15 protein-coding genes and 3 pseudogenes are annotated in these 23,182 nt (G+C 69.3%); 8 read left to right on the top strand and 10 right to left on the bottom strand.

Annotated features, from left to right (window positions below; genetic code table 11):
* Nucleotides 1–16: 16 nt before the first annotated feature.
* From SY2F82_RS38885 to SY2F82_RS16685, 3 genes and pseudogenes are all read left to right on the top strand, one after another.
* A pseudogene (locus SY2F82_RS38885) lies at nucleotides 17–208 on the top strand (phytanoyl-CoA dioxygenase); the annotation flags it as partial.
* Nucleotides 181–551: pseudogene (locus SY2F82_RS38890) on the top strand (hypothetical protein). The pseudogenes SY2F82_RS38885 and SY2F82_RS38890, both read left to right, overlap by 28 nt.
* Before the next feature lie 222 nt (nucleotides 552–773).
* Complete coding sequence (locus SY2F82_RS16685; protein WP_200419858.1) at nucleotides 774–2,330, top strand: oxidoreductase; 1,557 nt, start codon at nucleotides 774–776, stop codon at nucleotides 2,328–2,330.
* A gap of 341 nt (nucleotides 2,331–2,671) precedes the next feature.
* Here the strand turns inward: SY2F82_RS16685 and SY2F82_RS16690 are convergent, their stop codons facing one another.
* Nucleotides 2,672–3,304 (bottom strand): ABATE domain-containing protein, encoded by a 633-nt coding sequence (locus SY2F82_RS16690; RefSeq protein WP_200419859.1) that lies wholly within the window; start codon nucleotides 3,302–3,304, stop codon nucleotides 2,672–2,674.
* A 306-nt stretch (nucleotides 3,305–3,610) separates the two neighbouring features.
* On the opposite strand from SY2F82_RS16690, the gene SY2F82_RS16695 reads away from it, so the two are divergent.
* A complete protein-coding gene (locus SY2F82_RS16695) occupies nucleotides 3,611–4,543 on the top strand; it encodes a 2-dehydropantoate 2-reductase (RefSeq protein WP_200419860.1) in 933 nt (310 codons plus the stop codon).
* A 143-nt stretch (nucleotides 4,544–4,686) separates the two neighbouring features.
* On the opposite strand, the gene SY2F82_RS16700 is transcribed toward SY2F82_RS16695, so the two are convergent.
* The 3 genes from SY2F82_RS16700 to SY2F82_RS16710 form a co-directional block, all read right to left on the bottom strand.
* Complete coding sequence (locus SY2F82_RS16700) at nucleotides 4,687–8,784, bottom strand: discoidin domain-containing protein (RefSeq protein ID WP_200419861.1); 4,098 nt, start codon at nucleotides 8,782–8,784, stop codon at nucleotides 4,687–4,689.
* Nucleotides 8,785–9,385: 601 nt separating this feature from the next.
* Nucleotides 9,386–9,577, bottom strand: coding sequence for a hypothetical protein (locus tag SY2F82_RS16705; RefSeq protein ID WP_200419862.1), 192 nt, complete (start codon nucleotides 9,575–9,577; stop codon nucleotides 9,386–9,388).
* Nucleotides 9,578–9,806: 229 nt separating this feature from the next.
* Nucleotides 9,807–10,646: a patatin-like phospholipase family protein gene (locus tag SY2F82_RS16710; protein ID WP_200419863.1), complete on the bottom strand. Its 840-nt coding sequence runs from the start codon at nucleotides 10,644–10,646 to the stop codon at nucleotides 9,807–9,809.
* 140 nt (nucleotides 10,647–10,786) lie between these two features.
* Between SY2F82_RS16710 and SY2F82_RS16715 the strand changes: the two genes are divergently transcribed.
* Nucleotides 10,787–11,443, top strand: coding sequence for a TetR/AcrR family transcriptional regulator (locus SY2F82_RS16715; protein ID WP_200420043.1), 657 nt, complete (start codon nucleotides 10,787–10,789; stop codon nucleotides 11,441–11,443).
* Nucleotides 11,444–11,529: 86 nt separating this feature from the next.
* On the opposite strand, the pseudogene SY2F82_RS16720 reads toward SY2F82_RS16715, so the two are convergent.
* Nucleotides 11,530–12,300, bottom strand: a pseudogene (locus SY2F82_RS16720) (alpha-mannosidase); the annotation flags it as partial.
* A gap of 294 nt (nucleotides 12,301–12,594) precedes the next feature.
* Complete coding sequence (locus SY2F82_RS16725; protein ID WP_200419864.1) at nucleotides 12,595–13,923, bottom strand: glycoside hydrolase family 3 protein; 1,329 nt, start codon at nucleotides 13,921–13,923, stop codon at nucleotides 12,595–12,597.
* A gap of 340 nt (nucleotides 13,924–14,263) precedes the next feature.
* Between SY2F82_RS16725 and SY2F82_RS16730 the strand changes: the two genes are divergently transcribed.
* Both SY2F82_RS16730 and SY2F82_RS16735 read left to right on the top strand, forming a co-directional pair.
* The gene (locus SY2F82_RS16730; protein WP_200419865.1) at nucleotides 14,264–14,497 is read left to right on the top strand and encodes a WhiB family transcriptional regulator; all 234 of its coding nucleotides are present in this window, start codon (nucleotides 14,264–14,266) and stop codon (nucleotides 14,495–14,497) included.
* 512 nt (nucleotides 14,498–15,009) lie between these two features.
* Complete coding sequence (locus tag SY2F82_RS16735) at nucleotides 15,010–15,468, top strand: PPOX class F420-dependent oxidoreductase (RefSeq protein WP_200419866.1); 459 nt, start codon at nucleotides 15,010–15,012, stop codon at nucleotides 15,466–15,468.
* A gap of 73 nt (nucleotides 15,469–15,541) precedes the next feature.
* Here the strand turns inward: SY2F82_RS16735 and SY2F82_RS16740 are convergent, their stop codons facing one another.
* From SY2F82_RS16740 to SY2F82_RS16755, 4 genes are all read right to left on the bottom strand, one after another.
* Nucleotides 15,542–16,423 (bottom strand): restriction endonuclease, encoded by an 882-nt coding sequence (locus SY2F82_RS16740; protein WP_200419867.1) that lies wholly within the window; start codon nucleotides 16,421–16,423, stop codon nucleotides 15,542–15,544.
* A gap of 855 nt (nucleotides 16,424–17,278) precedes the next feature.
* Nucleotides 17,279–17,767 carry a DUF6882 domain-containing protein gene (locus tag SY2F82_RS16745; protein ID WP_200419868.1) on the bottom strand — a complete coding sequence of 163 codons (489 nt, stop codon included), beginning with the start codon at nucleotides 17,765–17,767 and terminating at the stop codon, nucleotides 17,279–17,281.
* A gap of 246 nt (nucleotides 17,768–18,013) precedes the next feature.
* Nucleotides 18,014–18,421: a GNAT family N-acetyltransferase gene (locus tag SY2F82_RS16750; protein WP_200419869.1), complete on the bottom strand. Its 408-nt coding sequence runs from the start codon at nucleotides 18,419–18,421 to the stop codon at nucleotides 18,014–18,016.
* Nucleotides 18,422–18,533: 112 nt separating this feature from the next.
* A complete protein-coding gene (locus tag SY2F82_RS16755) occupies nucleotides 18,534–19,154 on the bottom strand; it encodes a LysE family translocator (RefSeq protein ID WP_200419870.1) in 621 nt (206 codons plus the stop codon).
* A 557-nt stretch (nucleotides 19,155–19,711) separates the two neighbouring features.
* On the opposite strand from SY2F82_RS16755, the gene SY2F82_RS16760 reads away from it, so the two are divergent.
* On the top strand, nucleotides 19,712–23,128 hold the full coding sequence (locus SY2F82_RS16760) for a serine protease (protein WP_200419871.1): 3,417 nt from the start codon (nucleotides 19,712–19,714) through the stop codon (nucleotides 23,126–23,128).
* Nucleotides 23,129–23,182 lie beyond the last annotated feature (54 nt).

The following is a 23,182-nucleotide window of genomic DNA, read 5'->3' on the forward strand; positions in this document are numbered from 1 at the left end:
GCTGGGAGCGGCGCGGCAGCGGCGCCTGTGGGACACCTCCGACCTCGACGACCCACGTGTCGCAGAGAACCTCAGCGCCCACTTCCCCTGGTACGAGCACGCCACCGCACGCCTGGAGATCTACAACCGCGTCCTGCTGTGGCGCGTACTCACCGGGGACGACTCCTTCGACCTGGAGCACTGGGTGACCCGGGTCGCCAACCGCCCGCAGACGGAGGTCGCGAGAGCACGCGTCAGCAGGTCCTGGTGCTCTACCTGGCCACCTCCGCTCTGGATTCCGAGACCGTGGGCTGGTCGCGGAACGACGGCACGGCACGCACCTCGCCGACGACCGGGGACGGCGACGAACCGCCGTACAAGCCGGGCGTGCATGCCGGGAGGACGGCTGGAGGCTGTTCCAGGCCGCCCAGTTGATCCCGCCCTATCCGGGACACGAGTACGTGTCGTTTCTCAAGCATGAGTTCTTCTTCGAGACGCTCGTGGAGGTGGACGCGGGAGACGGGACCGCGCGTACGGAGTCCTCCCGGTGGCGTCCGCGTGTCGTGCCATGACGACCGGGTGTGCCACGTGCCGCGGTTCCCGGCAGACACTGAGGCAAGCCGTGGTCGGGCGCAGGGGTGCGTTCCGCACGGGCCGTACCCGATCGGTGCCGCGGACGCCCGGGCGGGACCGCAGCACCGATCAGCCGGCTGCTGCCGGCCATGGGGCCCACCCTCGGATCCGCGTGCGGTGGGGGCAAGGCGAGCGGAAAGGAAGATCACTACTCTGCATGAGTGCTCTCATACGACGAGTTGACTTCGCCAGAGCGTGAGCTGTGGGACGCGTTCCCCGAGGGACGCCGCGTGGACCTGCGCACAGGTGTGCCCGAGGACGACCGTGTCGCCGAGGGCGGACAGTGGGGCCCCGGGCGGACGGTGCGGGCTGCTGTGATCATGGCGCTGCTGCTGGGTGCGAACACCATGCAATCGGGCGCCGTGGCGTGTCTGAGGCTCGCCGGGGCACGGATATCCGGGCACCTCGACCTGGCCGGCGCGCAGATCGCTCACGCACTCTGGCTCGAGGACTGCTGGCTCGAGGAGGGCGTGGACCTCTCCGGAGCGTCGACCCAGTCGATCGGGATCGTCGGCAGTCGAGTGCCGGGCGTGGAAGCCGGCTTGATCCGTATCGAGGGGCGTCTCGACCTGCGGCGCTCTCACCTGGAAAGAGGCTCTGCCTCGCCCTTCCACCGCAGGGCCACCGCCTTGTCGCTCATCAACGCCGCCGTGAGCGGTGCCGTGAACCTCAACGGCGCCGAGATCACCGCACCTGAGGAATGGTCGGTGTCCGCTGGTGGACTGGTCGCTGAGGGCGGCGTCTACTGCCAGGACGGATTCGTCGCACACGGTGAAGTCCGTCTCATGGGTGCACAACTGCCAGGCGGACTCCATATGCGAGGCGCACAACTGGAACGCCCCGGCCGACGCGGCGTGGCGCTCGCCCTGGACAACGCCGTGGCCTCGACGCTCGACTTCTCCGACGGGTTCACCGCGAACGGAACCGTACGGCTGCGGGGTGTCCGGATCTCGGACAACCTGACCTTCGAAGGAGCCGTCCTCAACGGGCCGCCCGACGGCCATGGCCCGTCATTGGTCGCCATGCTGATGCAGGCCGTCGACTTCGACTTCACCCTCGACCGGCCACCGTCCGGCACCGTGGACCTGCGGGGTGCGCAGGTGTCCTACCTCCACGACAGCGACCGCAGCTGGCCGGACGTGGTGGAATTGGACGGCTTCGTCTACGGCTCCATCAAGGTCGACGAGGCAGGCGAGCGGCGCGAGGCAGTGGGGCGGCGGAACTCTGTCGCCCACCGTGTGGCGTGGATACGACGCAGCCCGGGCTACAACCCCCAGCCCTATGAGCAACTGGCGAGCTGGTACCGGAAGGCCGGCCACGACGACGACGCCCGCCGCGTACTCCTGGCCAAACAGCGCCATCGGCGTGAAACCCTGCCCCCGGCCATGCGTGTATGGGGACACCTGCTCGACGTGACCGTGGGCTACGGCTACCGCCCCTGGCTGGCCGGCGTCTGGCTCCTCGCGCTGACCTTGCTGGGCACGCTGTCGTTCGGCACCCACGCCCCCAACCCGGTCCAGCAAGGACAAGGCGGCTCCTTCCAGCCCCTCGTCTACACGCTCGACCTCTTGATCCCCATCGGCGGCCTGGGGCAGCGCACGGCCTGGTATTGGTCGAACGTCGGCCTTCAGTGGCTGGCCTACCTGCTGATCGCTTTCGGCTGGGTGCTGACGACCGCCGTCATCGCGGGTGTCACCCGCACCTTGCAGAAAAACTAGCGGGAGACAACGGCCATCAACACGGTGAGTGCGGCTACGGCGACGGGGCGGCAGCCCGGCGCACAGGACGGCGTCGAGACCGTCGACGCGCCGCGGTCGGCCTCCTCCGGGGGCCAACGGCCCCAGGCGCGCGCACGGTGTCGAAGAGGGTGTCGAACTCCTCCCGGGTGAGGGCAGGGCCGTTGTCCGGAGCGGAAATCCGGAGGGGCCGCGGTGGGGGGGGGCGTCGGGGCGTCCCCCGGCGCGGTCGGCGCGGTCGAAAGGTCCCTGTGGGCCGGGGGGGGGCCGGTCAGGCTCTACGGACTGCTGGTCGAACTCTGCCGTGCAATCGTGACGGCCGATCAGGGCGCAGGGAGGTCAGCGGCCTGCTCGCGGTGGCGGCGGTGCCGGGCCGCCTTGGTGCTGTTGCCGCAGCGCTGCATGGAGCACCATTTCCTGGGCCTTCCCTGCTCGGCGTCGAGATAGAGCATCCTGCAGACGTCGGAGTCGCACTCCCGCAGCCTCTGTCGTCGTATCGGATCCGAGAGCAGCGTGATCAGGTCGCGGGCGATCAGCGAGAGCAGTGCGGGAGTCGACAGCCCGGGACTGCTCGCTGCGGCGGGAAGGCCATCGGAGTCCGCCTGGAGCTGGGGGGCCGGCGGGTGTACCCGGGCCAGTTCGTTCAAGAGCCGCACCGACTCCTCCCGGGGGGCTTGGCGGTGGAGGTATCCGACCGTGACGTCGTACGCGCAGTCCCGCAGTTCGTGGAGGGCCGCGAGCAACCCCACCAGGTCTTCGCCCGGGTCAACGGCGAGCCGTACCCCGTCGCACCAGGCCCTGAGCCGGTCGATGTCGCCCATCCGTTCGACCGGCGTGATCGGGCGGCGCCCGACCGTGGCGATGAGGTTCAACGACAGGGATCCGGCGTCGAAGCGGAGTTCGCGGAGTTGTGCCGTGACCCGGGTGCGTCGGCCGTCCTGTGCTCGTTCGACCATGCGGCTATAGTAACCCTGTAAAAGGTTACTAAGGGGGGGTGGAGTCGTGGATGGGTGTCGCCCTGCTCCCCGCCTTTTCTGGTCCACCGCGCGGGGGAGCGGTCTCGGAGTCCGTGGTGACCATGGCCTTCGCGCTGCAGCAGGCTCCGACTGCCCGCGGCACCCGGGATCCGTGGGCCGATCCCTGGCGACCGCCATGCAGGGCAGGCTGCCGCAGGCACTCCTCTTCCTCTGTGCAGCCGGTGCCGTCGCCGCGCTGACCCCGGCCACAGCCACGTCATGTCCCGTAGCGGAAAGGAACACGTCATGCGCATAGCCGTAGTGGGGGCGGGCGGTGTCGGGGGCTACTTCGGCGCCCGGCTTGCCGCAGCGGGCCACGAAGTCACCTTCGTCGCCCGGGGCCGTCATCTGGAGGCCATACGGGAACGCGGACTGCTGGTACGCAGCCCGCTCGGCGACCTCGAGGTCCCGGCGGCATCGGTAGTCGCCACCATCGCGGAACTGGAACCCGCCGATGTAGTGCTCGTCGCCGTGAAACTGTGGGACACCGAGGACGTCGCGGCCCAGCTGGGCGATGTCGTGGGCGAAGGGACCCGCGTCATCTCCCTGCAGAACGGAGTCCGCAAAGACGCAGTCCTGCGCCGGCACCTGTCGACGCGGGCCGTGTGGGGCGGTGCCTGCTACATCTCCGCCGTCATCGAGGAGCCGGGCATCGTCTCCCACCGCGGTGCCATGCAAAAGGTGGTGTTCGGCCCCTACGACGACGTGGACGCCCCTCGCGCCCGCGACTTCCTCGACGCGTGCGTCTCCGCCGGCATCGAGGCAGAACTCAGCTCGGACATCGAACGGGTCATCTGGGAAAAGTTCGCCTTCCTGGTGGGGCTCTCGGCGACGACCACCGCCGTGCGTCAGCCCATAGGGGTGATCCGCTCCGACGTTCACTGCCGGGAACTGCTGCGCGAAGTGATGGCGGAGGCCGTGCAGGTCGGCCGTGCCGCCGGGGTGAATCTCGATCCGAAGTTCGCCGACGAGCGGCTGGCGTTCTGTGACACCCTGCCGGCCGCGATGACGTCCTCGATGCACAACGACCTGATGCAGGGCAACCGTCTGGAACTGCCCTGGCTCAGTGGCAGTGTCGTCACCCTGGGCCGAGAGTTCGGGATCCCCACACCGCGCAACCAGACGATCGCTGATGTCCTGGCCCCCTACGAACTGGGACGACCCGATCCCGACCGCTGACCCGCACAGCTCAAGCAGTCGCTCCGGCGCCCACCGGGTCCGGTCGACCACTGACGCGCCGCAGTCGGACGACGGAGCAGCCGCCGCCCGGCGGGCGACTCCGTGCCCCGGGGCCCGGGCGGGGGCCGGGGGCACGGAGTGTCTCAGCCGCGCAGCGTCGCGACCGGGCTGTTGTACGCCTCCGCCGTCAGCACCGGGTGCCGTGACGAGCAGGCTGCCGTCGGCCAGGACAGGCGGACCGTCCGGGACTCGCCGGGCAGCAGCCACAGATAGTTGTCGCTGTACAGCGTCGGCAGCACACGGCGGCCCTGCGGGTCCTCCAGCAGCGTGAGCCGGACCATGGCGGCCACCGCCGAGCCCTGGTTGCGGATCACCGCCGTCAGCTCCTGGCGGTCACTGGAGGGCTTGCCGGCCGACACCCCGGTGATCGCGCCCGTCAGCCTTACCTGCTTCACCTTGTTCAGAGCCCGCAGCGCGGCGGCCTCGCGGTAGCGCCAGTAGGTGTTCCGCGACAGCTCCCTGCCCCGGGATTCCTCCAGGGTCAGCCGCAGCAGGTGCAGGTCCGGCAGGCCGTCCGTCCACGCCGCGGTGAACGCCTCGGCGGTGGCCGCCCGTTCCACGTCCACCCGGGCCGTCCTGCTCCCGCCGAGCTGCCGGCCGGACAGGTCGTACAGCCGGGCGGTGACGGTGGCGCCCCGCAGGTCCGCCGACGTGTGGTTCACCGCGATGACCCGCCACTTCACCGGATCGGCCTGCACATGCAGTGGCTCGCAGGCCGAACGGGCGCCGTAATAGGTGCCGTTGACGTCGAAGTCGTAGTCGTACGTCTGCCAGACCGTGCTGTGCCAGGCCGGGTGGGACATCCACAGCATCAGGCCGGAGGCGTTGTCCCACAGGTTGGCGTTCCACGCCTCGAACATGGCGCGGGTGTTCTCGTAGTTGACGAACTGCGCCTTGCGGGCGAAGTCGTCCAGGTCGCCGGACTCGCCCAGGCGGGCCTCGATGGCAGCCTTGTAGTTCTGCGGCGCCTGGTTCCCGCGCTCGCTCCAGTCGTGGTAGTACCACGCACCGCGGATCGGCCACTCCGGCTCGTCGCCCGTCATGTTGCGGGTGCTCGCCGCGGTGGAGACGACGGGCATGCCGATCTCGGTGTGGAAGCCGAAGTCGCGGCTGCCGTAGGTCATGGGGTCGAAGTACTTCTCCGGCTCCACCCAGCCGTAGGGGCCGCCGCCCGTGATGATGCCGCCCGCCGAGTTGTTCTGGTAGAGCACGCCGGGCACCTGCTGCTCCACCGCCTCACGCATCCCCTTGTCGATGGCGGCCGGGGGGTTGCCCTCGTTCGCGCCGCACCAGACCACCACGGACGGGTGGATGCGGTACCGCAGTACGGTGTCCCGCGCGATCGCGTTGAAGGCGTCGTGGTCGGGCGGGTCCATGCCCCACGCGTTGGGGAAGTCGTTCCACACCAGGATGCCGTGCCGGTCGCAGGCGGCGAAGAACTCCTCCCGGTCGCTGCTGCCGACCCAGTTGCGGATCATGGTGAAGTTCATGTCGCGGTGCATGCGCACCGCCGCGTCCACGCGCTCCGCCGGCATCCGGCGCAGCAGTTCGTCCCAGCCCCAGTTGCCGCCGCGAGCCAGCACGCGCACGCCGTTGACGCTGATCTTCAGCGGGTCCGGCGTGTTCGACACGGACTTCACGTCGGTCCACTTCTCGCCGTCGTCGGACACCTGGATCGTGTACGACTTCGGGTATGCGGTCTCCCAGACGACGGCGACGCGGTCGAACGTCCGCGAGGAGCCGAGGTCCACCTGTATCCACTGGTGGTCCTCGTAGGCGGAGGACCAGCGGGTGTTCGGGTCTCCGTCGGTGGCGTGCGACGCCGGGTGGTCGGACTCCTCCGTGGAGGCGGTGGCCTTCTGGTGGAGGGCGAGGTCGGTGCCGGGTTCACTGCGGTCGACGACAGAGAGCGACCACAGGGAGTTGCCCCAATTGGTATTGCGCAGCCCGCAGTTGAGGCGGACGTAGCGTGCGGTCTGCCGATCGAAGTCCTCCACCTGCAGGCTGGCGTTGCCGTTGTTGAACGGCAGCGGCACCGCCCCGTTGTCCACCGACTTCACGTCGGTCCAGTCCGAGCCGTTCGAGGAGACCTGGATGACGAAGGTCTTCGCGTACGCCTGCTCCCAGGTGAGGTCGACCCGGTCGAAGGACTGGACGGAGCCGAGGTCGACGCTGATCCACTGGTCGTCCTCGTAGGCGGAGGACCAGCGGGTACCGGAGTCACCGTCGGTGGCATGGGCCGCGCCGTTGCTGTCCTGATCGGTGCTGGACGCGTCGGCGTGGGCGTGCAGCGCGAGGTCGGTGCCCGGCCGGGTGCTGTCCCCGACGGACAGGGTCCACAGCGAGCAGCCCCAGGACGTGGCCCGGGTCAGGCACCTGATGCGGACGTGCCGGGCCTGCTGCCGGTCGAAGGTCACGGTCTGCGTGTAGGCGTCGCCGGACGCGGTGAACGCGAGCGGCACCTCGTACTCGTAGCCGAACTGCCGGATGCCGAAGCGGGTGGTGCGCCGGTCGCTCTCCTGGCCGCCGACCGAGGCGGTGAGCGTGAGGTCGTGCAGGTTGGCCTCGCCCAGACCGTTCGGCCACCACAGTCGGGGGTCGCGCACCCTCAACTGCCGGAAGACGTCCGGGGTGAAGACGACGTCCAAGCTTTCGCCTGCCTTCACGGTGACGGTCTTCGAGGCCCGCACCCCCTCGAAGGCAGCCGTGACCGTCGCCTGGTGGTCGGCGGTGTCCGCGTTGCGTAGGGGAACGACGATGGTCAGCTCGGCCACCGACACATCCGGCAGCGCGGGCAGCACGGTGTCCACGCGTGGGTCGCCGATGACGACGTGCCCGGTCGATCTCAGCCGGACGTGGTTCCAGATGCCCGCCGCGCGGTCGCGCACAGCCGGCATCCAGTCCCAGCCCGAGGACGCCAGGTACGTCGGGGAGTTGAGGTTCATCTGCTGCGCGCCGGCGTCCACCCAGGACTCGCCCAGCGGACCCTTGTCACCCGGGCTGCCCGGGACCGGCATCGGCGTGATCTTCACCGCGAGCGCGTTCTCGCCGCTCTCGGCGAGCTGCCGGGTGACGTCGAAAGCGGCACGGGCGAACGGGTACGTCAGGTCGCCCACCTGCTTGCCGTTGAGCCACACATCGGCCTTGTGGTTGACGCCGTCGAACTCCAGCCAGACGTGCCGGCCGACGCCGGTGCGCAGGCCGCGCGGCAGCTCGAAGTCCCGCTTGTACCACCAGGAGTGGCGCGACAACGCCTCCGGAATGTGCAGGTTGTTCAAGCCCGCCACCGGGTCGGGCAGCTTGCCCTGCTCCACGAGTGAGCCCAGCACTGTGCCGGGAACGGTCGCGGGCAGCCAGGTGCTGGTGTCGACGGACGTCTTCGACAGACCGGCGCCGTCCGTGCCGGCCCAGTCGTCCATGGTGAGCCGCCAGCCCGACTCCACGGGCACGGTCCCGTCATCGGCGACCGTGAGCCCGGGTGCCTCGCCGTGCCGGGTGCCCCAGTCGGTCCATCCGGTGACCGAGGGGCGGTGGCCCGCGGCGGTGCCGTACACCTCGAAGCCGTTGAGGCCGAGGGGCAGCGGACTGGAGCGCTTCTGGGAGGTCATGCGCACCCATCGCGCGGACACCGGGCGGGGAAGCTGGATGTCGACGACGCCACCGGTTCCCGTCGTGGTGCTGTACACCGTGGTCCAGGACTTGTGGTCCACGGACGTCTCGACCAGGAAGACCAGGGAGAAGCTCGACTGGATCTCCTTGCCCGTGGTGCCGCTGTGCACATTACCGGTGGTGGGCGGCGTGTACACCGGATCGGAGGCGTCCGCCTCGAAGGTCAGGCGGACCTGCGTGACGTGGCAGGTCCCCTGCAGGTCGACGGCTATCCACTGCGGATCGCCGCCCTCGGCACGCCAGCCGCTGCCCCGGACACCGGGGGAGGAGAGGCGGTCGACCACGAAGGAGCCGGGGGTGGCGGCGTAGGCGGTCGAAGAGACCGAGACCGGCCGGTAGAGCGCCAGCTCACCGGGGGTGGCGGCGGAGTTGACCGGTGCGCTGTCGGGTGCGGCAACGGCAGTCGCCACTGGGAGCACGGAGCTGAGGCCGAATCCGGCCAGCAGGCTGGTACCCGTGGTGACGATGGCCCGTCGCGACGGATGGCGCGACGGATCCGACTGATCTGTCATGAGCGTGACGTCCCATCAAAAAGCGGTGCAGCCCGGAGCGACTCCGCGCCCGCCGCAGCAGGAATGACAACGTTGCCAAAGGCTGGGTTGCGCAGCGCCTCGTGTCAACCCCTGATGCGTGGATCGGTAGGTGACCGCTTCCGCCGTCTGCTGCCAGGTTCCGGTGAACCGTGGCCATAGCGAATGAGGGAACCGCGCGGCCGGCGGGCCGAGTCCATCCGGGCGGCCCGAGACGTCCTGTGCCGGAATCGGTGTGGGTGCGCGCGCTCGAGCAGGTTCCTGCGGCATCGAATGCCTGTCGTGCCGTTCCCCGTCACGGCGAGGCGTCCCCCGGGCGCAGGCCGGACGTGAAGAGTGCGCTGACCGGGTACTCACCTCTGTGGGGACGGCAGGCAGAGATCTGAACTCTGCGTGCCGCGGCCGTCATTCGGGCCATGGCCGCCAACCTTGCGACGATGTCCGCCAGGCGCAGGCGCAGATCCTGCCGGATGGCGACGAGGCGGAGCCGGCGCCCGCCTCGACTCCGCCGGGCAGTTGCAGATGCGACTGGTGGCGAACGGCGATCTGGAATTGCAACGCATCTTCTGGGGCGATCGGCGTCTTACGGGACCTGGGGTGCGGTGCCCGTGTCGTAGTCCTCTCGGTCGGCGTGGGGCTGGCAGATGGAGCACAGTTCGTGGCGGCCCCAGTAGGTGATCACACTGCCCCAGCCGTTGCACACTTCGCATCCGAGGGCGGAAGCGGCGTCGGCGCGGGGGTTCGTGTCAGGAGCGGCGTTCGCTCCTTGGACCATGCGGCTCTCCTGGCATTGAGCTGTCGGCGGTGGGTACGCGTGTTCGCTACGCAATGCCCAGTTTATACCGTTCTCTGCCTGATTGTGTCTGTTTTCACAATTTTTATGACCGTCTGTGTTGCCGCACCGAGGGTGACATCGCTGTGTATTCTCGGCCGCACTTACGGTGACCGGATCGAGGACAGGTCACGGCCGAGAAAAGATCGACGACGCGCACTCCGACCTCACGTCACCCCTGCCAGAGGTCGGTTACCGAAGGGAACAGCGCACTCGCCTGAGCGTGGCCCGCGCGGGCGGCAGCCGATCGGCGCGTGTGGTCCGTCATGTTGCGGCCCATGATGCGGCGTGCGGCACGGTCCGGGGACAGCAGGAAGACGCGCGCCCCGTTGTCGGACAGTTCCGCGGCCTGCTGTGCGGCGCTCGGATGCGGCCCGACCGCCCGCGGGACCGGCACGACCGCCAGTACCCTGCGGTACCCGCGCGCGAGCTGGAGGTTGGCGGTCGAGCGACTGCCGCCGTCCATCCAGCGTCGGCCCGCTACGGTGACCGGCGGCCATACGACGGGAACGGCACAGCTCGCCGCCACCGCTTCGAGGAGTGTCACTCCGGAGTGCGAGTCGAACACCTCGGTCTGTCCGCTCCGGGCGTCGACCGCGGCGATCCGGAGTTCCCGCTCGGGCCAGTCACGCACGTCGCCCAGGAGCGCGCCGACTGTATCGAAGACGTCCGACTCCGGGCCGGTCGGAGCGCGCAGCGCTGCCTGGGCGAGGCGTTCGATGGACCGCTGGGGATTGCGGGAGCCCAGCGCCGCCCAGAGGAAGCGCGCCGTCTGGCGCGCCGTCACGGGCAGGCGGACCGCGTCTGCTCCGGAGAGCTGGCGCTCGTACAAATCCGCAGCCGGGACGCCGGACAGGAGCCGGGATCCGAAGACGGCACCGGCGGACGTACCGATCACGACGTCGGCGCTGGCGAGATCGATCCCCGCCTCAGTGAGCCCGGCGAGCACCCCGGTCAACCAGGCCCCGCCCACCGGCCCGCCGCCTCCGAGCACGAGTGCGGTGTCGGACACGTCTCCCCCTCCCGCATGAACGATCGCGGACACTACGTCCGCCGGAGACGAAACGGGGAATAGTCCCCGGTTGCGTCGGTCGACGATAGCATCCGTACCGGGGAGAACTCCCCGGTACGGGGTGAGGAGAGGGAGAGATGATGGCTGAGCGTTCGTCGGTGGGGCGCCGCGATGCGCTGCGCAACCGGAAGCTGCTGATGGACAAAGCCCGCGAGGTCTTCGCCGAACAGGGCTTGGACGCCCCGCTCGATGAAATCGCCCGACGGGCGGGCGTGGGCAACGCCACCCTCTATCGCCATTTCCCTACTCGTGCCGCGCTGGTCGATGAGGTCTTCCGGGATGCGCTCACCGAGACCATGGCGGCCGGCGAGCGGGCGCGAACCGCCGCAGACGCATGGATGGGGCTGACCGAGTATCTACGAACAGTGTTCGCGGGCCTGGCCGCAGACCGCGGCACCAACGACCTCATGACCACGAACCTGGACGGCGTCACTTCCCTGGAGGCGATCCACGCCCACAACCGCAGGACCATCGACGAGCTGGTCCGGCGCGGTCAGGAGCAGAGCACCATCCGGCCGGACCTCACCACCGAGGACCTGCTCTTCGCCCTGGCAGCACTGGGCCGGGCTGTTCCCGCGCTCACCACGGTCGCTCCGGATGCCTGGCTCCGCCCACTCGCCCTGTTCCTCGAGGGCCTTCGCGCGCACCCGGCCGCGCCCCCTCTGCCCGCGTCGGCGCTCACCTCCGCCCAGCTCGGCACGGTGCTGCTCAATCTGGGTCCGCACAGGCGGCGTTGAGGACCCGTCGGCGTGTGGACAGGCAGCGGGAAGCCCCCCGATGGACGACACGTCGGCCCGACACGTCGGTGCACCGATGCCACACGGCACCGGTGCACCGGTCGCAGTGGGAAGTGCGTGAAGATCCGCGTGCCGTCGATGCCCTCCCAGCGGAAGGTGTGGTGCGGGAACTTGTTCGTCTGCGACCAGGAGATCTTCTGCGTCAGCAGCCACTTCGAGACCGCCGCCTTGATGATCTGCGGCAGACCGGCGGCGAAGCCGAAGGTGTCGGGCAGCCATGCCTCGTCGTTCTCGATGCCGAACTCGTCGAGGAAGGACCGCTTGCCGTGCACGAACTGCCGCGCCATCGCCTCCGAACCGGGCATGTTGGTGTCCGACTCCACCCACATCCCGCCGGCCGGCACGAACCGCCCGTCCGCCACAGCCTTCTTCACCCGCGCCCATACCTCGGGCCGGTGCTCCTTCACCCACGCCCACTGCTGCGCCTGCGACATGGCGAAGACGAACTCCGGCTCGTCCTCGATCAGTGCGGTCATGTTGGACGTCGTACGGGCCACCTTGCGCACCGTCTCGCGCAGCGGCCACAGCCAGGCCGAGTCGATGTGGGCGTGCCCGACGGCGCTGATGCGGTGCGCGGACGGCACGGCGGGGGAAACCAGGACATCCGTCAGACGGGGACGGGCCCGCTCAGCCGTGCCGTTCACGTCCTGGAGGTCGACGGCGTCGAGCGCCTTCTCCACCGCGCGCAGGATCTCCCAGCGGCGCGCGGAGTCCACGGGCAGCTCGGCCATCAGCTCGCCGAGCACCTCCAGGTCGATCACCAGCTGCCACACCGTCTCGTCGAAGACGGCGATGTCCTTCGGCTGCCGGTCGTTGCTCAGCAGACCGAGGGTGTACTCGAGCTCCGGGAAGTCGGCGAGGCCGCGGGAGACGTCGTGGGAGCACCACCAGGTGACGCCCCACAGACCGGGGCAGTCCAGGACGTGGGTGAGGGTCGCCTCGGCGAAGGCGGCTGCGTGCTCGGCGGGGACCAGCGGGGCGGGTGCGCCGACCTCCTGGAGCCAGACCGGGCGGCGCGGGTCGTCGGCCCAGGCCTTGCTGAGCTCGACGAGGTAGGCGGCGTGCTCCTCCCACGGCGAACGCAGACGCACTCAGCGACAGACGAGCAACCCCGCATCGTGCTTCGCGGCGAGGATCCGATGCACGCTGTCGTCCACCTTGGCTCGGAAGGAGGCGTCCTGCTGCATCCGGGTTTGGATCGCCTGCGCCATCGCCGGTACCGTGCTCGGCCGCACGGTCAGGATCATGTCTCCGCCTGCCGAGAGGAAGTTCAGCGCCCGCTGCGCCGGGGTGAAGGACCGTACCGCGACCGCGTTCCCGAGGTCGTCCGAGATCACCACGCCTTTGAAGCCCATGTCACGGCGCAGCAGCTGACCGATGACAGTCGGCGAGAAGGCCGCCAGGTGCTTGGAGTCGATCTTGGTGTAGGTGGCCAATGAGACCATGACGAACGGCGAACCGGCACGGATCCCCGCCCGGAAGGGCGTGAGACCGGAGCTGCCGGCGGTCGTCACCGAGTCCACGACGTTCGCGCTGACGTCGGTGTTGCCGATCACCTGGCCGAGTCCCGGAAAGTGCTTGAGTGTCGTCATCACACCCGACTGCGCGAAGCCGGCGGCGAAGGCGTTGCTGTGAGGGGTCACGGTGTCGGCGGTGTGGCCGTACTCACGGTCGAAGGAGCCGATGGGGGCGTTGCGGGTGCCCAGGCCTGCCGGGACCACGTCGGCGACCGGGGCCAGATCGAGGTCGACTCCGGCGGCCTTCAGCTGCTTCGCCCAGCCCGCGGCCCGCGTACGCAGTGTCGTGACCGGCCAGCTGCCCTGGGTCAGCCCGCTCGGAATGGCCGAGAATCCCGGGCCGCTCAGCACCTGCACCCGGCCGCCCTCCTGGTCGGTGGCGACCACCAGCCCGACCCGCTTACCGGCGACCCGGTCCGCCTGACCGCGAAAACCCTCGACCAGCCTTCTGGTCACCGTTGTGCCGGCGCTGCTGCGCCCCGTGAGCATGATGGATCCCACGTGATGGTCACGCAGAGTGCGCAGCTGGGCCGCGTCCGGGTGGGCCGCGGAGACTCCACCCATGAAAAGCTGCCCAACCCGCTGAGCCGTGGTCATGCCGGAGAAGTACCGGTCCGTGCACGTGGCAGCGGGTGCCGGCGGTGCGGTGGTCGTGGCAGCCGAGGAGGCGGCCCCGGTGGTGGCCGAAGCGGCATCGGGCGCGGTGCGGCTGGGCAGGGGACCGGCGGTGCCGGGGGTTTGCGCGCCGGGGCTGGTGGCGAGAGGCCGGGGGGAGTCGGCCGGTCCCTGCTGCGTGGCCGATTCTCCGCAGGCGGCGGCCGTCAGTGCCAGGATGATCAGCGGGGTCATGGTGCGCAGGGATGCGGTGCGCTGCCTCCCCGGCCGGCGGACACGCGTGGTCATGGTTTTCTCTCCTGCTTGTTGCTCGGATCGCCTCGGTCCGCGGGGCTTGGTAACCGCTTCCGGCACGGCGAGCTGGGGCCGGCTGTTTCCATCACACCGTACGTCGATTCGCATCGGCCTGGCGCCTCTGCCGGCTCAGCCCCGGGCACCGCTGCCCTTTCCAGTCACAGCTTGCGGTTGGTCACCTTGCGATTGGTCACCTTGCGGTGAAGAGGTCGACATATAGACGAAGTCTCAATCCGCTCTTATTTTGGACGGTGCCTTGCTGGGGCAATCATGGGCGGGACGTCATCGGTGGTGCACTGCACCGCGCCGCGTGATGCCGGCAAGTGGAGGTGCTGTGAATTGGCGTGAGATGGCCGCTTGCCGCTTTGAAGATCCTGAACTGTTCTTTCCCGTCAGCGACGACGGCTTGTCCCTTCTCCAGGTCGAACGAGCCAGGCGTGTCTGCGATCGCTGCCCCGTCTTGCGTGAATGTCGCGGGTGGGCGCTGCGCTACGGCGAGACGGACGGGGTGTGGGGTGGGCTCACACCGGGTCAACGGCGGGCGCTGGCCCAGTCCCATCGCATCTGAGGTGGCGCGGTGCCGTGCGCTCCTGGACGTGGATCTCCAGCTTGCCAGACGCCTGATGGCCGACGCGACCGCTTCTCCGGGCGGATGTCGGCGGCAGCGTCAGCCACGCTTTTGTGCTGAGGACCACTGCCGTGCTTCGGCGCTTGACCGACAAGGCACCAGGTTTGCTCCCCAGTGCACTGAACCGACCGAACAGTTCTCTATCGCCTGCTGATGCGATTCAATATTCCGAGTCCGTATGCCCGCTGTGGAACACGGCAACACCCCAGGCTTCCGGCCGAATTCCTGCGCTCATCGCCTTGGGAATCGGTTGGGTAGGGGGTGCGACGCCCGGATGACCCACCGGACGTGTCCGCCTGCCCGATCGAGCGTCTGGAGGGCGATGCACGACCCAGCGTTGAGTACCGAGGCCGGAACCGTGCTCGGTACCCCGGCGGGTGGTGTCGTCGAAGTGGGGATCGGACGCACAGTGTTGATGAAATTACCGGGCAGCCACGGGTGTTGAACAGGTCATGACTCAAGGACCAGCACCCCGCCCACTGTCCGACGAAGCCCTCTCCGAACTGCTTGCCAAGCAGCAGTTCGGTACGCTCGCCACCGTCAAGCGCAGTGGTCATCCTCACCTGACCACCATGCTGTACAGCTGGGACTCCAAGGCCCGCATGGTGCGGTTCTCGACGACGGCCGACCGCACCAAGGTCGGGCACCTGCGGCGCGACCCACGTGCCGCGCTGCATGTGCGGGGCGGTGACGTGTGGTCGTTCGCCGTCGCTGAAGGCCAGGCTGAGGTCTCCGAGATCACGACGGTTCCTGGCGACGAGGTCGGTCGGGAACTGCTCGGGATGATCCCGCACGACGCAAAGCCGGAGGACGAGGACGCGTTCCTGGAACAGCTGGTTGCCGAGCGGCGTCTCGTCATCCGGTTGAAGGTGGACCGGCTGTATGGAACGGCGCTCGACATCGACGGCTAGGACAGGTCGGGCCGCCACTGCCGGTCGTGGCGGGAGCGTACAGCGGTTGCCGGTCAAAGCCACTCGGTGAGGATCAGCGTACGTCGGTGTCCTGCGTCCGTGGCCGCCAGGGTTCCGGCCCGGTGCCGTCGCTCCACGCCTGCAGGTCCTCCCGGTCCCAGCACACGATCCCGCACTGCTCGGCGTACTCCAGCGCGGGGGCGGTGAAACCGCTGGTGGTGACGACGATCGCGACATCCGCCCCGTGGACGGTGAAGCACGTGCCGCCGAAGCGCTGGAGGTCCTGGGAACCGACCCGATTGGTATCGCCGTAGCGCTTGCACTGGATGACGACACGCCTTCCGTCCGGAGCCGTGGCCACGACGTCGGCGCCGAGGTCCCCGGCTCCGCCGACGACCTCCACCTCAGTGCATCCGTCGCGTTCGCACAGGGCGGCTGTCGCTTGCTCGAACTCATCGGGATCCAGGGTCTCGAGGTCGACGGGCCCGGTCGTCGGGTGGGCGGTCGCCACGTCGGGCGTGAGCGTGACGGCCTCCTCGGCGTTACGGGAGACGGCGGGCGTCTCGTGGGGATCCGTCCGCCCGGCGGGTACGACGAGCGGTCCGTCGGCCGTGTCGGGTGCGGCGGGGGCCCCGCCGGGAGAGGGCTCGTGATCGAGCACGTCGAGTGCCGTCCTGGTCGCCTCGTCCAGCGCGGCGGTGGCCTTGCGCGCGGTCCGTGCGACGGAGAACGGGTGCCGCCGACGCCGCCGCAGGAGCAGGGCGGCTGTCAGAACGAGTACTCCGAGGACGGCGGCCCAGGTGGGGCGCTGCTCGGCGACACTGATCGCCGTCCGGGCGGTCAAGCCCACAAGGCTGACGACGGCGGCCAGGAGACCGAAGAAGAGGGCCGTGTAGCGCAGATCGAAGGCGCGCCGAGGGTTCACTGGTCGCCTACGGCGTACGGGCGTTGCCACGAGCTGGACTCCCCCCAACGGGACCGATACGAAGATCACTTCCCGTCTGCCCTGGATCGAGGGGTTCACCACCGTTGCGACGGCCCAGCGATCTTCGCGACCAGTCACACACGCGCACTGCGCAGGACGCCGGCCGTAGCCGTCGAGCCCCGGCTCGGGTCGCGACGTTCGCGCTGTCCTTGGCCCTGAGGCCCGCCGTCACTCTGTTCGTTCCGCGCCACCGACCGCGGTAGCCCAGGGTGCCCCGACGACGCTTCAGCTCCAGCGCCAACTGGCCGTCGCCACCTATCGACCCCTCTCGATGCCCGCCTCGGCGGTTACCGCAACGGCGAGCGCAGCCTCGCCTACCCGCTGGCCGTCGCCACCGGCCCCGGCGACCTGGTCATCGCCGACCGCGGCTTCTGGTCGGTCGAGTTCGCGCACGTCTTCACCGTGGCGGGCGCGCCCATGCTGCGACACTCACCCACCCGGTCGTGGACAGTGACCGCGTCTCCTACCTGAAGTGCGTCCGCGTCATCCGTCGCAGCGCCCCTTCTCAGCTCGGAGCGACTACTGCCAAGCTCACCCGCTCCTTCGCCGAAGCCGGGTGGGAGGCACGCAGCCGGCTCCGACCGACCCGCCGTAGCCGGGACTGCCCACGTGCGATCAAGAGGCCAAACCGATGGCCGGTACTGAGGACCCGCGCCAGACGCAACACGGTGCAGCCAGGTCGCTGGGCCCACAACCCGACCGCCAAGCCAAAGAGCACCCACCGGGCCGGAAGACCGGCGCTCAAGGGAGCCCAAGACCTGACGTGACGGCGTCGACGTTCGATGTCCGAGCCCCGAAGCTCGCGGTCCTGGCGTCAGGACCCCATCACGGTGCTTCCGCGACCGGCTTCAGATCGTGGATCGCAAAGTGCAGCTGTGCGTCGTCCGTGGAGTCTGCCCAGAGGCCCTCTGCGTCGAGCACGGAAGCTGCGACCACTCGTGCTTCGGCGACGAGTTCGGGGTCATAGTTGAAGCCTGGCCACGGCAGCACCGGAAAGCCGTTCGCCTCTCCGAATCGGCGCACCTGCTCGATGTCGCCCAGGACTGCGGACGGCAGTGATTCATTGGCCCAGGCCCACAACCAGGTCTGCTGGGACAGGCTCACGCTGCCAATCATCGTGAGTCGTCCCGTGAGAAACGCCTTCCCGCTGCGGGACCACGTGATCCGCGCGTCGTCGAGTGACCAGTGGTACTGCACATCGCCCGACAGGCCGTAGCGCTCAACCATGAGCGCCTGCCGCGAGCGGGCCCGCTCACGAGCCGAGAGCACAACCCCGTCCCAGTCGGAATGGTCGTGCGGCGAGCCGTCCTCCACCTTGCCTCCTCGCGCAGAGCTGTCGGCAAGATCCTCCCATCCCCCTTCAGGTCGAGCCTTACAGGGGGCGAGCCTCATGCGAAGAGCGCAGGACCGACCTGGTCCTGAGCTCTTCTAGGGTCTGCTGTCGGCGTGCGACGTTAAGGCAACTGCATTGCCGCCGCCCGCCCCCCCGACCCCCCGACCCCCCGATCCCCCGAGCATGGCCAGTGCACGGCGCCGGGCGGCGCCGGCCAGGGCACCCGGCTACAGGGACGTCTGCAACGTCACCGACTGGGGCGCAAAGCCGTTGCGCTCATAGAACCGGATGGCCTCGGTATTGCTTGAGTATGCGGTCACCTCAGCGGCTTCGGCTTCGGCTCCTGCGTCCTTCGCCCAGCCGATGAACTCTGCGACCAGACGCCCTCCGATCCGGCCTCGGCGAAACGCGGGCTGCACATACATGCTCACCAGCGTTGCAACCTTCACCGGCTGCATCGCAGACGTGTCCCGCAGCGCACCCACGAGATGGCCCACGACCTCGCCGTCACAGTCGGCGACGAGCAACAGCCGGTTCGGATCGTCTATGCCGGTGGCGAAACGTTGGGGCCCGTGCTGACGAGGCCAGTCGATGTTGATGCTGGGATCCCGAGTCCCGGCGTCCTCAGCGAACAACGCGCTCCGAGCTGACCAGCCTGCTTGCCCCGGGCGATCGGCAGCAGAGCAGCCGACGGCGTGGGCCGAGGCAGGGGCGCGGCTGCGGCCAAGAAGCGCTTCGCGCTGATGGTCAGGGCTGAGTCGTGGCGACCTTCAGGCCGAACCCGATCAGGACGGCGCCGGTGACGCGGTCCATGCCCCGGCGCACGGCGGGCTTCTGGAAGAAGATGCGGGCCCTGGCCAGCAGCATCACGTAGCCGCCGAGCCACACGGCGGTCAGCACCGCGTGGATGAGGACCAGCAGCGCCATTCCGGTGTGGGGGGAAAGCCCGGACGGGGCCAGCGTCGGCAGCAGACCGGTGTAGAAGACGGCGATCTTGGGGTTGAAGACGTTGCTGACCAGGCCGGTCCGCCAGGGGTTGCCGACAGGTGCGGCAGGGGGCATGTCCACGGCCTGCGCCTGGGCGCCGCGGCTGTGGACAAGCGCCTGGACGCCGAGGAAGACAAGGTAGGCGGCCCCGGCCAGCTTGACCACGGTGTACGCGGTGGCAGAGGCGGCCAGGACCGCGGTGAGGCCCGCGACCGAGAGAACACCCCAGATCAGCAGCCCCACGGTGATGCCGCCGACCGTCCGCAGCCCGTCCTGCCATCCGGAAGACACGGCCCGCTTCGTCACGACGGCCATGTCCGGCCCGGGCACCATGGTCAGCACAGCGAGCACGCCGGCCGCAGCGAGGAACTGTATGAGCATGCCCTCAGTCTCACATCCCGTGGCGCGGGCGGATCACGTGACCGCGAACGTACAGGCAGGCCTTCGAACTGCCTCCCGCGGTCTGATTGTCGAGGGCCGCTGGCCGCCGGGCAAGCAACACCCAAGCACACCCCAGCACACCCGAGCACTCACACTCAAGCGCCGTTCGATGACGGACCGTTGGACACCGGTGAACCACTCAGACCGTTGCAGCTCCGTACCCGGCCACTGCATGTCATGCCCCGGAGGCGTCCCGTCTGGGGACGGAATCTCGCCGCTGTCCAAAAAAGCGGTGCTCGCGCCGCGTGAACCGCTTCCTCCACAGCCGGGTCGGCCAGTCGGAACGGCCCGCCGAACGAGGAGAACACGCCACCCGGCTCAAGCAGCGCGCGGCCCGCGGGAATCGCCGACCTGGCGGTAGTGAATGTCCTAGGGTGGGGCCGGGCGGACAGCGACGAAAGCGGTGGCGGGGATCAGGGCCGGGCCCAGCCGGCTGCTCGGGCGACTCCACCACAACAGGCAGCCACCGAACACTACTTCTGCGGAGAATGTGACCCGTGGGACCGGAACGCTTCCGCATCGCCGCCGTGCTCGGCACCCGCCAGGGCAGTGGGTATCTCCTGACACCCCGTCTCGTCCTCACCGCCGGACACGTGGTGCAGAACCGCTACCTGGCGAAGGTCGCGACACTCGGCGGTGTCGGCGAGGTCGAATGCCGCGTGGTGTGGTCGCGGCAGGACCGCGAGTGCGATGCTGCGCTCCTGCTGGCCAAGCGAGACCTGATCCCTGCCGAACTCGCCGAGCAGCTGGAGCCGGTGCGCTGGGGCGTGCCCTCCGGACTCGCGCCGATGGAATCCTGCCAAGCCATCGGCTTCCCGCAGATCCAGCGAGACGGCGAGGACGGACTCGACACGGAGCAGATCGTCGGCACGTTCAAGCCTGGCTCGCGCATGGTCCGCTCGCGCTACGTACTCGACAGCCCGTATACGCCGCCTCTCGCGCGGACGGAAGGCTCCTCGCCGTGGGCGGGCATGTCCGGTGCGGCTCTGTTCGCGCAGGGAACGATCATCGGTGTGGTGGTGACCGACCCCGTCAACTGGCAGCACGGTCGCCTCGAAGCCGTACGAAGCCGCGTCCTCTTCGGGGATCCGGAGTTCGTGGAGCGGCTGGTGAAGCACACCGGTCATCAGCCGACCGTGGACGAACTCACGGATCCCGAGCACAACCCGCACGCCGAGTTCGAGCGCCGGTACGCGGCGTACGTGGCCGAGTTCTACAACGAACTCAGGATTTTCGGGCTCGACTTCAGCCGTCAGGAACACGCGCAGTGGCCGCTGGACACGGCGTATCTGAGCCTGGAGCTGGCGCCCCGCCACAGAGGAAGGTCCGGATCGGAGGACAGGGTCGGCGAGCCGGGAGGCCGGTTCCACGATCCGGTCGGCGGCGGCCGACAGCGCGTCGAAACGGCGTTCGCACGCCGGACCCGCATCCTCCTGCGCGGCCACGCCGGTTCCGGCAAGACGACCTTGGTGCAGTGGCTGGCTGTGACCGCAGCCCGACGGGAGTTTCCCCTCGCGCTCGGGCACCTTCAGGGCTGCCTGCCGTTCGTTCTGCCCCTGCGCACCCTCACCCGGCGCGATGCGTTGCCGGAACCACAGGACTTCCTCTCCGCCGTCGGCAATCCGCTGCACTCCCTGCAGCCCGAAGGCTGGGCCGACCAGGTCCTCCAGTCGGGGCGCGGGCTCCTGCTCATCGACGGCGTGGACGAGATCCAGGAAGGCGACCGACAGCGGACCCGGGACTGGCTCAAACAGTTGATCACCCTCTACCCCGACTGCGTCTTCCTGGTGACGACCCGGCCCTCGGCGGTGGACGACGGCTGGCTCAGCAGCCAGCAGTTCACCGAGCTGAACCTGCTGCCGATGAACCGCCAGGACGTCACCGCCTTCATGCGCCGCTGGCACCAGGCAGCCGCCCGGACCGTCGAGCGCCCGGATGAACGGGCCCAGCTGGCGGAGTACGAGCAGGTGCTGGCCGATTCCCTGCCCCGCAAGAACGACTTGGGCCGCCTTGCGACCAACCCCCTGATGTGCGCGATGATCTGCGCACTGCACCGTGACCGCAACTCCTACCTGCCGCAGAACCGGCTGGAGCTCTACGAGGCCGCGCTCAGCATGTTGCTGGTCCGGCGCGACGTGCAGCGAAGGGTCGCCACGCATCTGCAGATCAACGAGAGCGCACAGCTGTGGCTGCTGCAGCAGCTCGCCTACTGGATGATCCGCAACGGCCATGCCGAGGCCGACCGCTCCAACGTGCTGCGGGTCGTCGCCGACGGCCTGCGCTCGATGCCCCAGGTCGCCGCGCCCGAGCAGGCCGCGGACGTCCTGGACCACCTGCTGCTGCGCAGTGGAATCCTGCGCGCGCCATCCCCCGACACCGTCGAATTCATCCACCGCACTTTCCAGGACTACCTCGGATCCAAGGCCGCTGTGGAGGGCCAGGACCTCAACCTGGTCGCCGCGCACGCCCACGAGCCGCAGTGGGAGGACGTGGTGCGGATGGCGGTCGGGCACGCCCGCGCGGACGAACGCGCGATACTGCTGCGCCGCCTGCTGGAACTCGGCGACATGGCCGCCCCGCCGCAGCGCGAGCGGCTGCACCTGCTTGCCGCAGCGTGCCTGGAGCACGCGACCGCTCTCGCCCCTGACGTTCGCGCCGAGGTCGAGAGGCGTGCGGCAGCTCTGGTTCCGCCCGAGAGCCCGGCCGACGCCGAGCTGCTCGCTCAGGCCGGAACGGTGGCACTGGACCTGCTCCCCTCGCCCGAGGGGCTCACCGCGGGGCAGGCCGGCGCGGTCGTCCGTACCGCCCGCCTGCTGGGCGGGGAGCACGCCTATCAGGTGCTGCACTCCTTCCGGGCACATCCGGACCAGAACGTCCGACAGGAACTCGCGGATGCCTGGGACGGCTTCGACGCCCGGGCATACGCAGAAGGCATCCTCGTCCACACACCGCTTGCAGGAGTACGCCTCACCGTAAGCAGCGCGGCGCAGCTCTCCGCGCTCTCCACGATGGGTTCGGTCCCCGTGCTCGCCTGCTCGGGCGACTTCCCGGCAGAGGCACTCTCGCCCGTGCTGCGCCGCGCCCGTCCGGACGACTTCACCCTGGATGCCAACGACGTCCTGCGCGACCTGGAGTTCCTTGCGGTGGACCTGCCGGAGCTCTCCGCGTTGTGCCTCTCCGACTGCGGCGGCCTCACGGACTACTCGGCGCTGCGTCGCCTCCATATGAACACCGTCATACTCCGGAACGTGCCCAGCGGCCCCGACCTGTCCCCTTTGCAGGACGTGGAGACACTCCACGATGCGACGTTTCGCTGGGATCGGGGCGGCGCGGCACGCCGCCTCACACTGACGGACGTCCCCTTTCCGACAGGTCTCCGACGCCTCCGGCTCCTCGGCAACCTGGCCGTCGCCGACCTCCATGCCATCCGTCGCTGGCCGCACCTCACCTCGCTCGCCCTGTCCGACGCACCGGTGCCGGCCGAAGAGCTGGCCGCGCTCAGCCGACTCCCCTCGCTGAAGGACGTGGACCTCACCATCGAAGACCTTTGCCCGTCCGACCTCTCCCAGGTGGTGCCTCTGCCCGGCGTCACCAGCGCGCAGGTGACCACCTATGCGACCGGAGACCTCTGCACCGCAGATCTCCTTGCCCGGATGCTTCCTTCGCTTCAGAAACTTCGCTTGCACGTACAGTTCACGCAGGCAGGCCGCAGGTCGGCGACCGTGGACCTCTCCGCGCTCGCCGGCATCGCCGACGTCTCGGTCACTCTGAGCTGGGCATCCTCAGGCGATCTGCGGGTCACCGGAGCCGAATGCCTGCCGCCTGGTTCGGTACGCCAGGTGCTGAGGTACCACCCCACATCCGATGCGCCGAAGTCACCGTCTCCCTGGTGGCGCCGCCTCAGCGGCCGGTGACGAGGACGGGATGGGGCGTCATGCCCTACCGTCGATCACCAGTCGACGACAGGA

This window comes from Streptomyces sp. Y2F8-2, assembly GCF_014905555.1.
Lineage (GTDB): Bacteria > Actinomycetota > Actinomycetes > Streptomycetales > Streptomycetaceae > Streptomyces > Streptomyces cynarae.

Excerpts from the sequence above, each read along its gene's own strand:
- SY2F82_RS16755 (WP_200419870.1), bottom strand. The coding sequence starts at position 19,154 with ATGCTCATACAGTTCCTCGCTGCGGCCGGCGTGCTCGCTGTGCTGACC.
- SY2F82_RS16700 (WP_200419861.1), bottom strand. The coding sequence starts at position 8,784 with ATGACAGATCAGTCGGATCCGTCGCGCCATCCGTCGCGACGGGCCATC.
- SY2F82_RS16690 (WP_200419859.1), bottom strand. The coding sequence starts at position 3,304 with ATGGTCGAACGAGCACAGGACGGCCGACGCACCCGGGTCACGGCACAA.
- SY2F82_RS16695 (WP_200419860.1), top strand. The coding sequence starts at position 3,611 with ATGCGCATAGCCGTAGTGGGGGCGGGCGGTGTCGGGGGCTACTTCGGC.
- SY2F82_RS16735 (WP_200419866.1), top strand. The coding sequence starts at position 15,010 with ATGACTCAAGGACCAGCACCCCGCCCACTGTCCGACGAAGCCCTCTCC.
- SY2F82_RS16725 (WP_200419864.1), bottom strand. The coding sequence starts at position 13,923 with ATGACCACGCGTGTCCGCCGGCCGGGGAGGCAGCGCACCGCATCCCTG.
- SY2F82_RS16715 (WP_200420043.1), top strand. The coding sequence starts at position 10,787 with ATGGCTGAGCGTTCGTCGGTGGGGCGCCGCGATGCGCTGCGCAACCGG.
- SY2F82_RS16705 (WP_200419862.1), bottom strand. The coding sequence starts at position 9,577 with ATGGTCCAAGGAGCGAACGCCGCTCCTGACACGAACCCCCGCGCCGAC.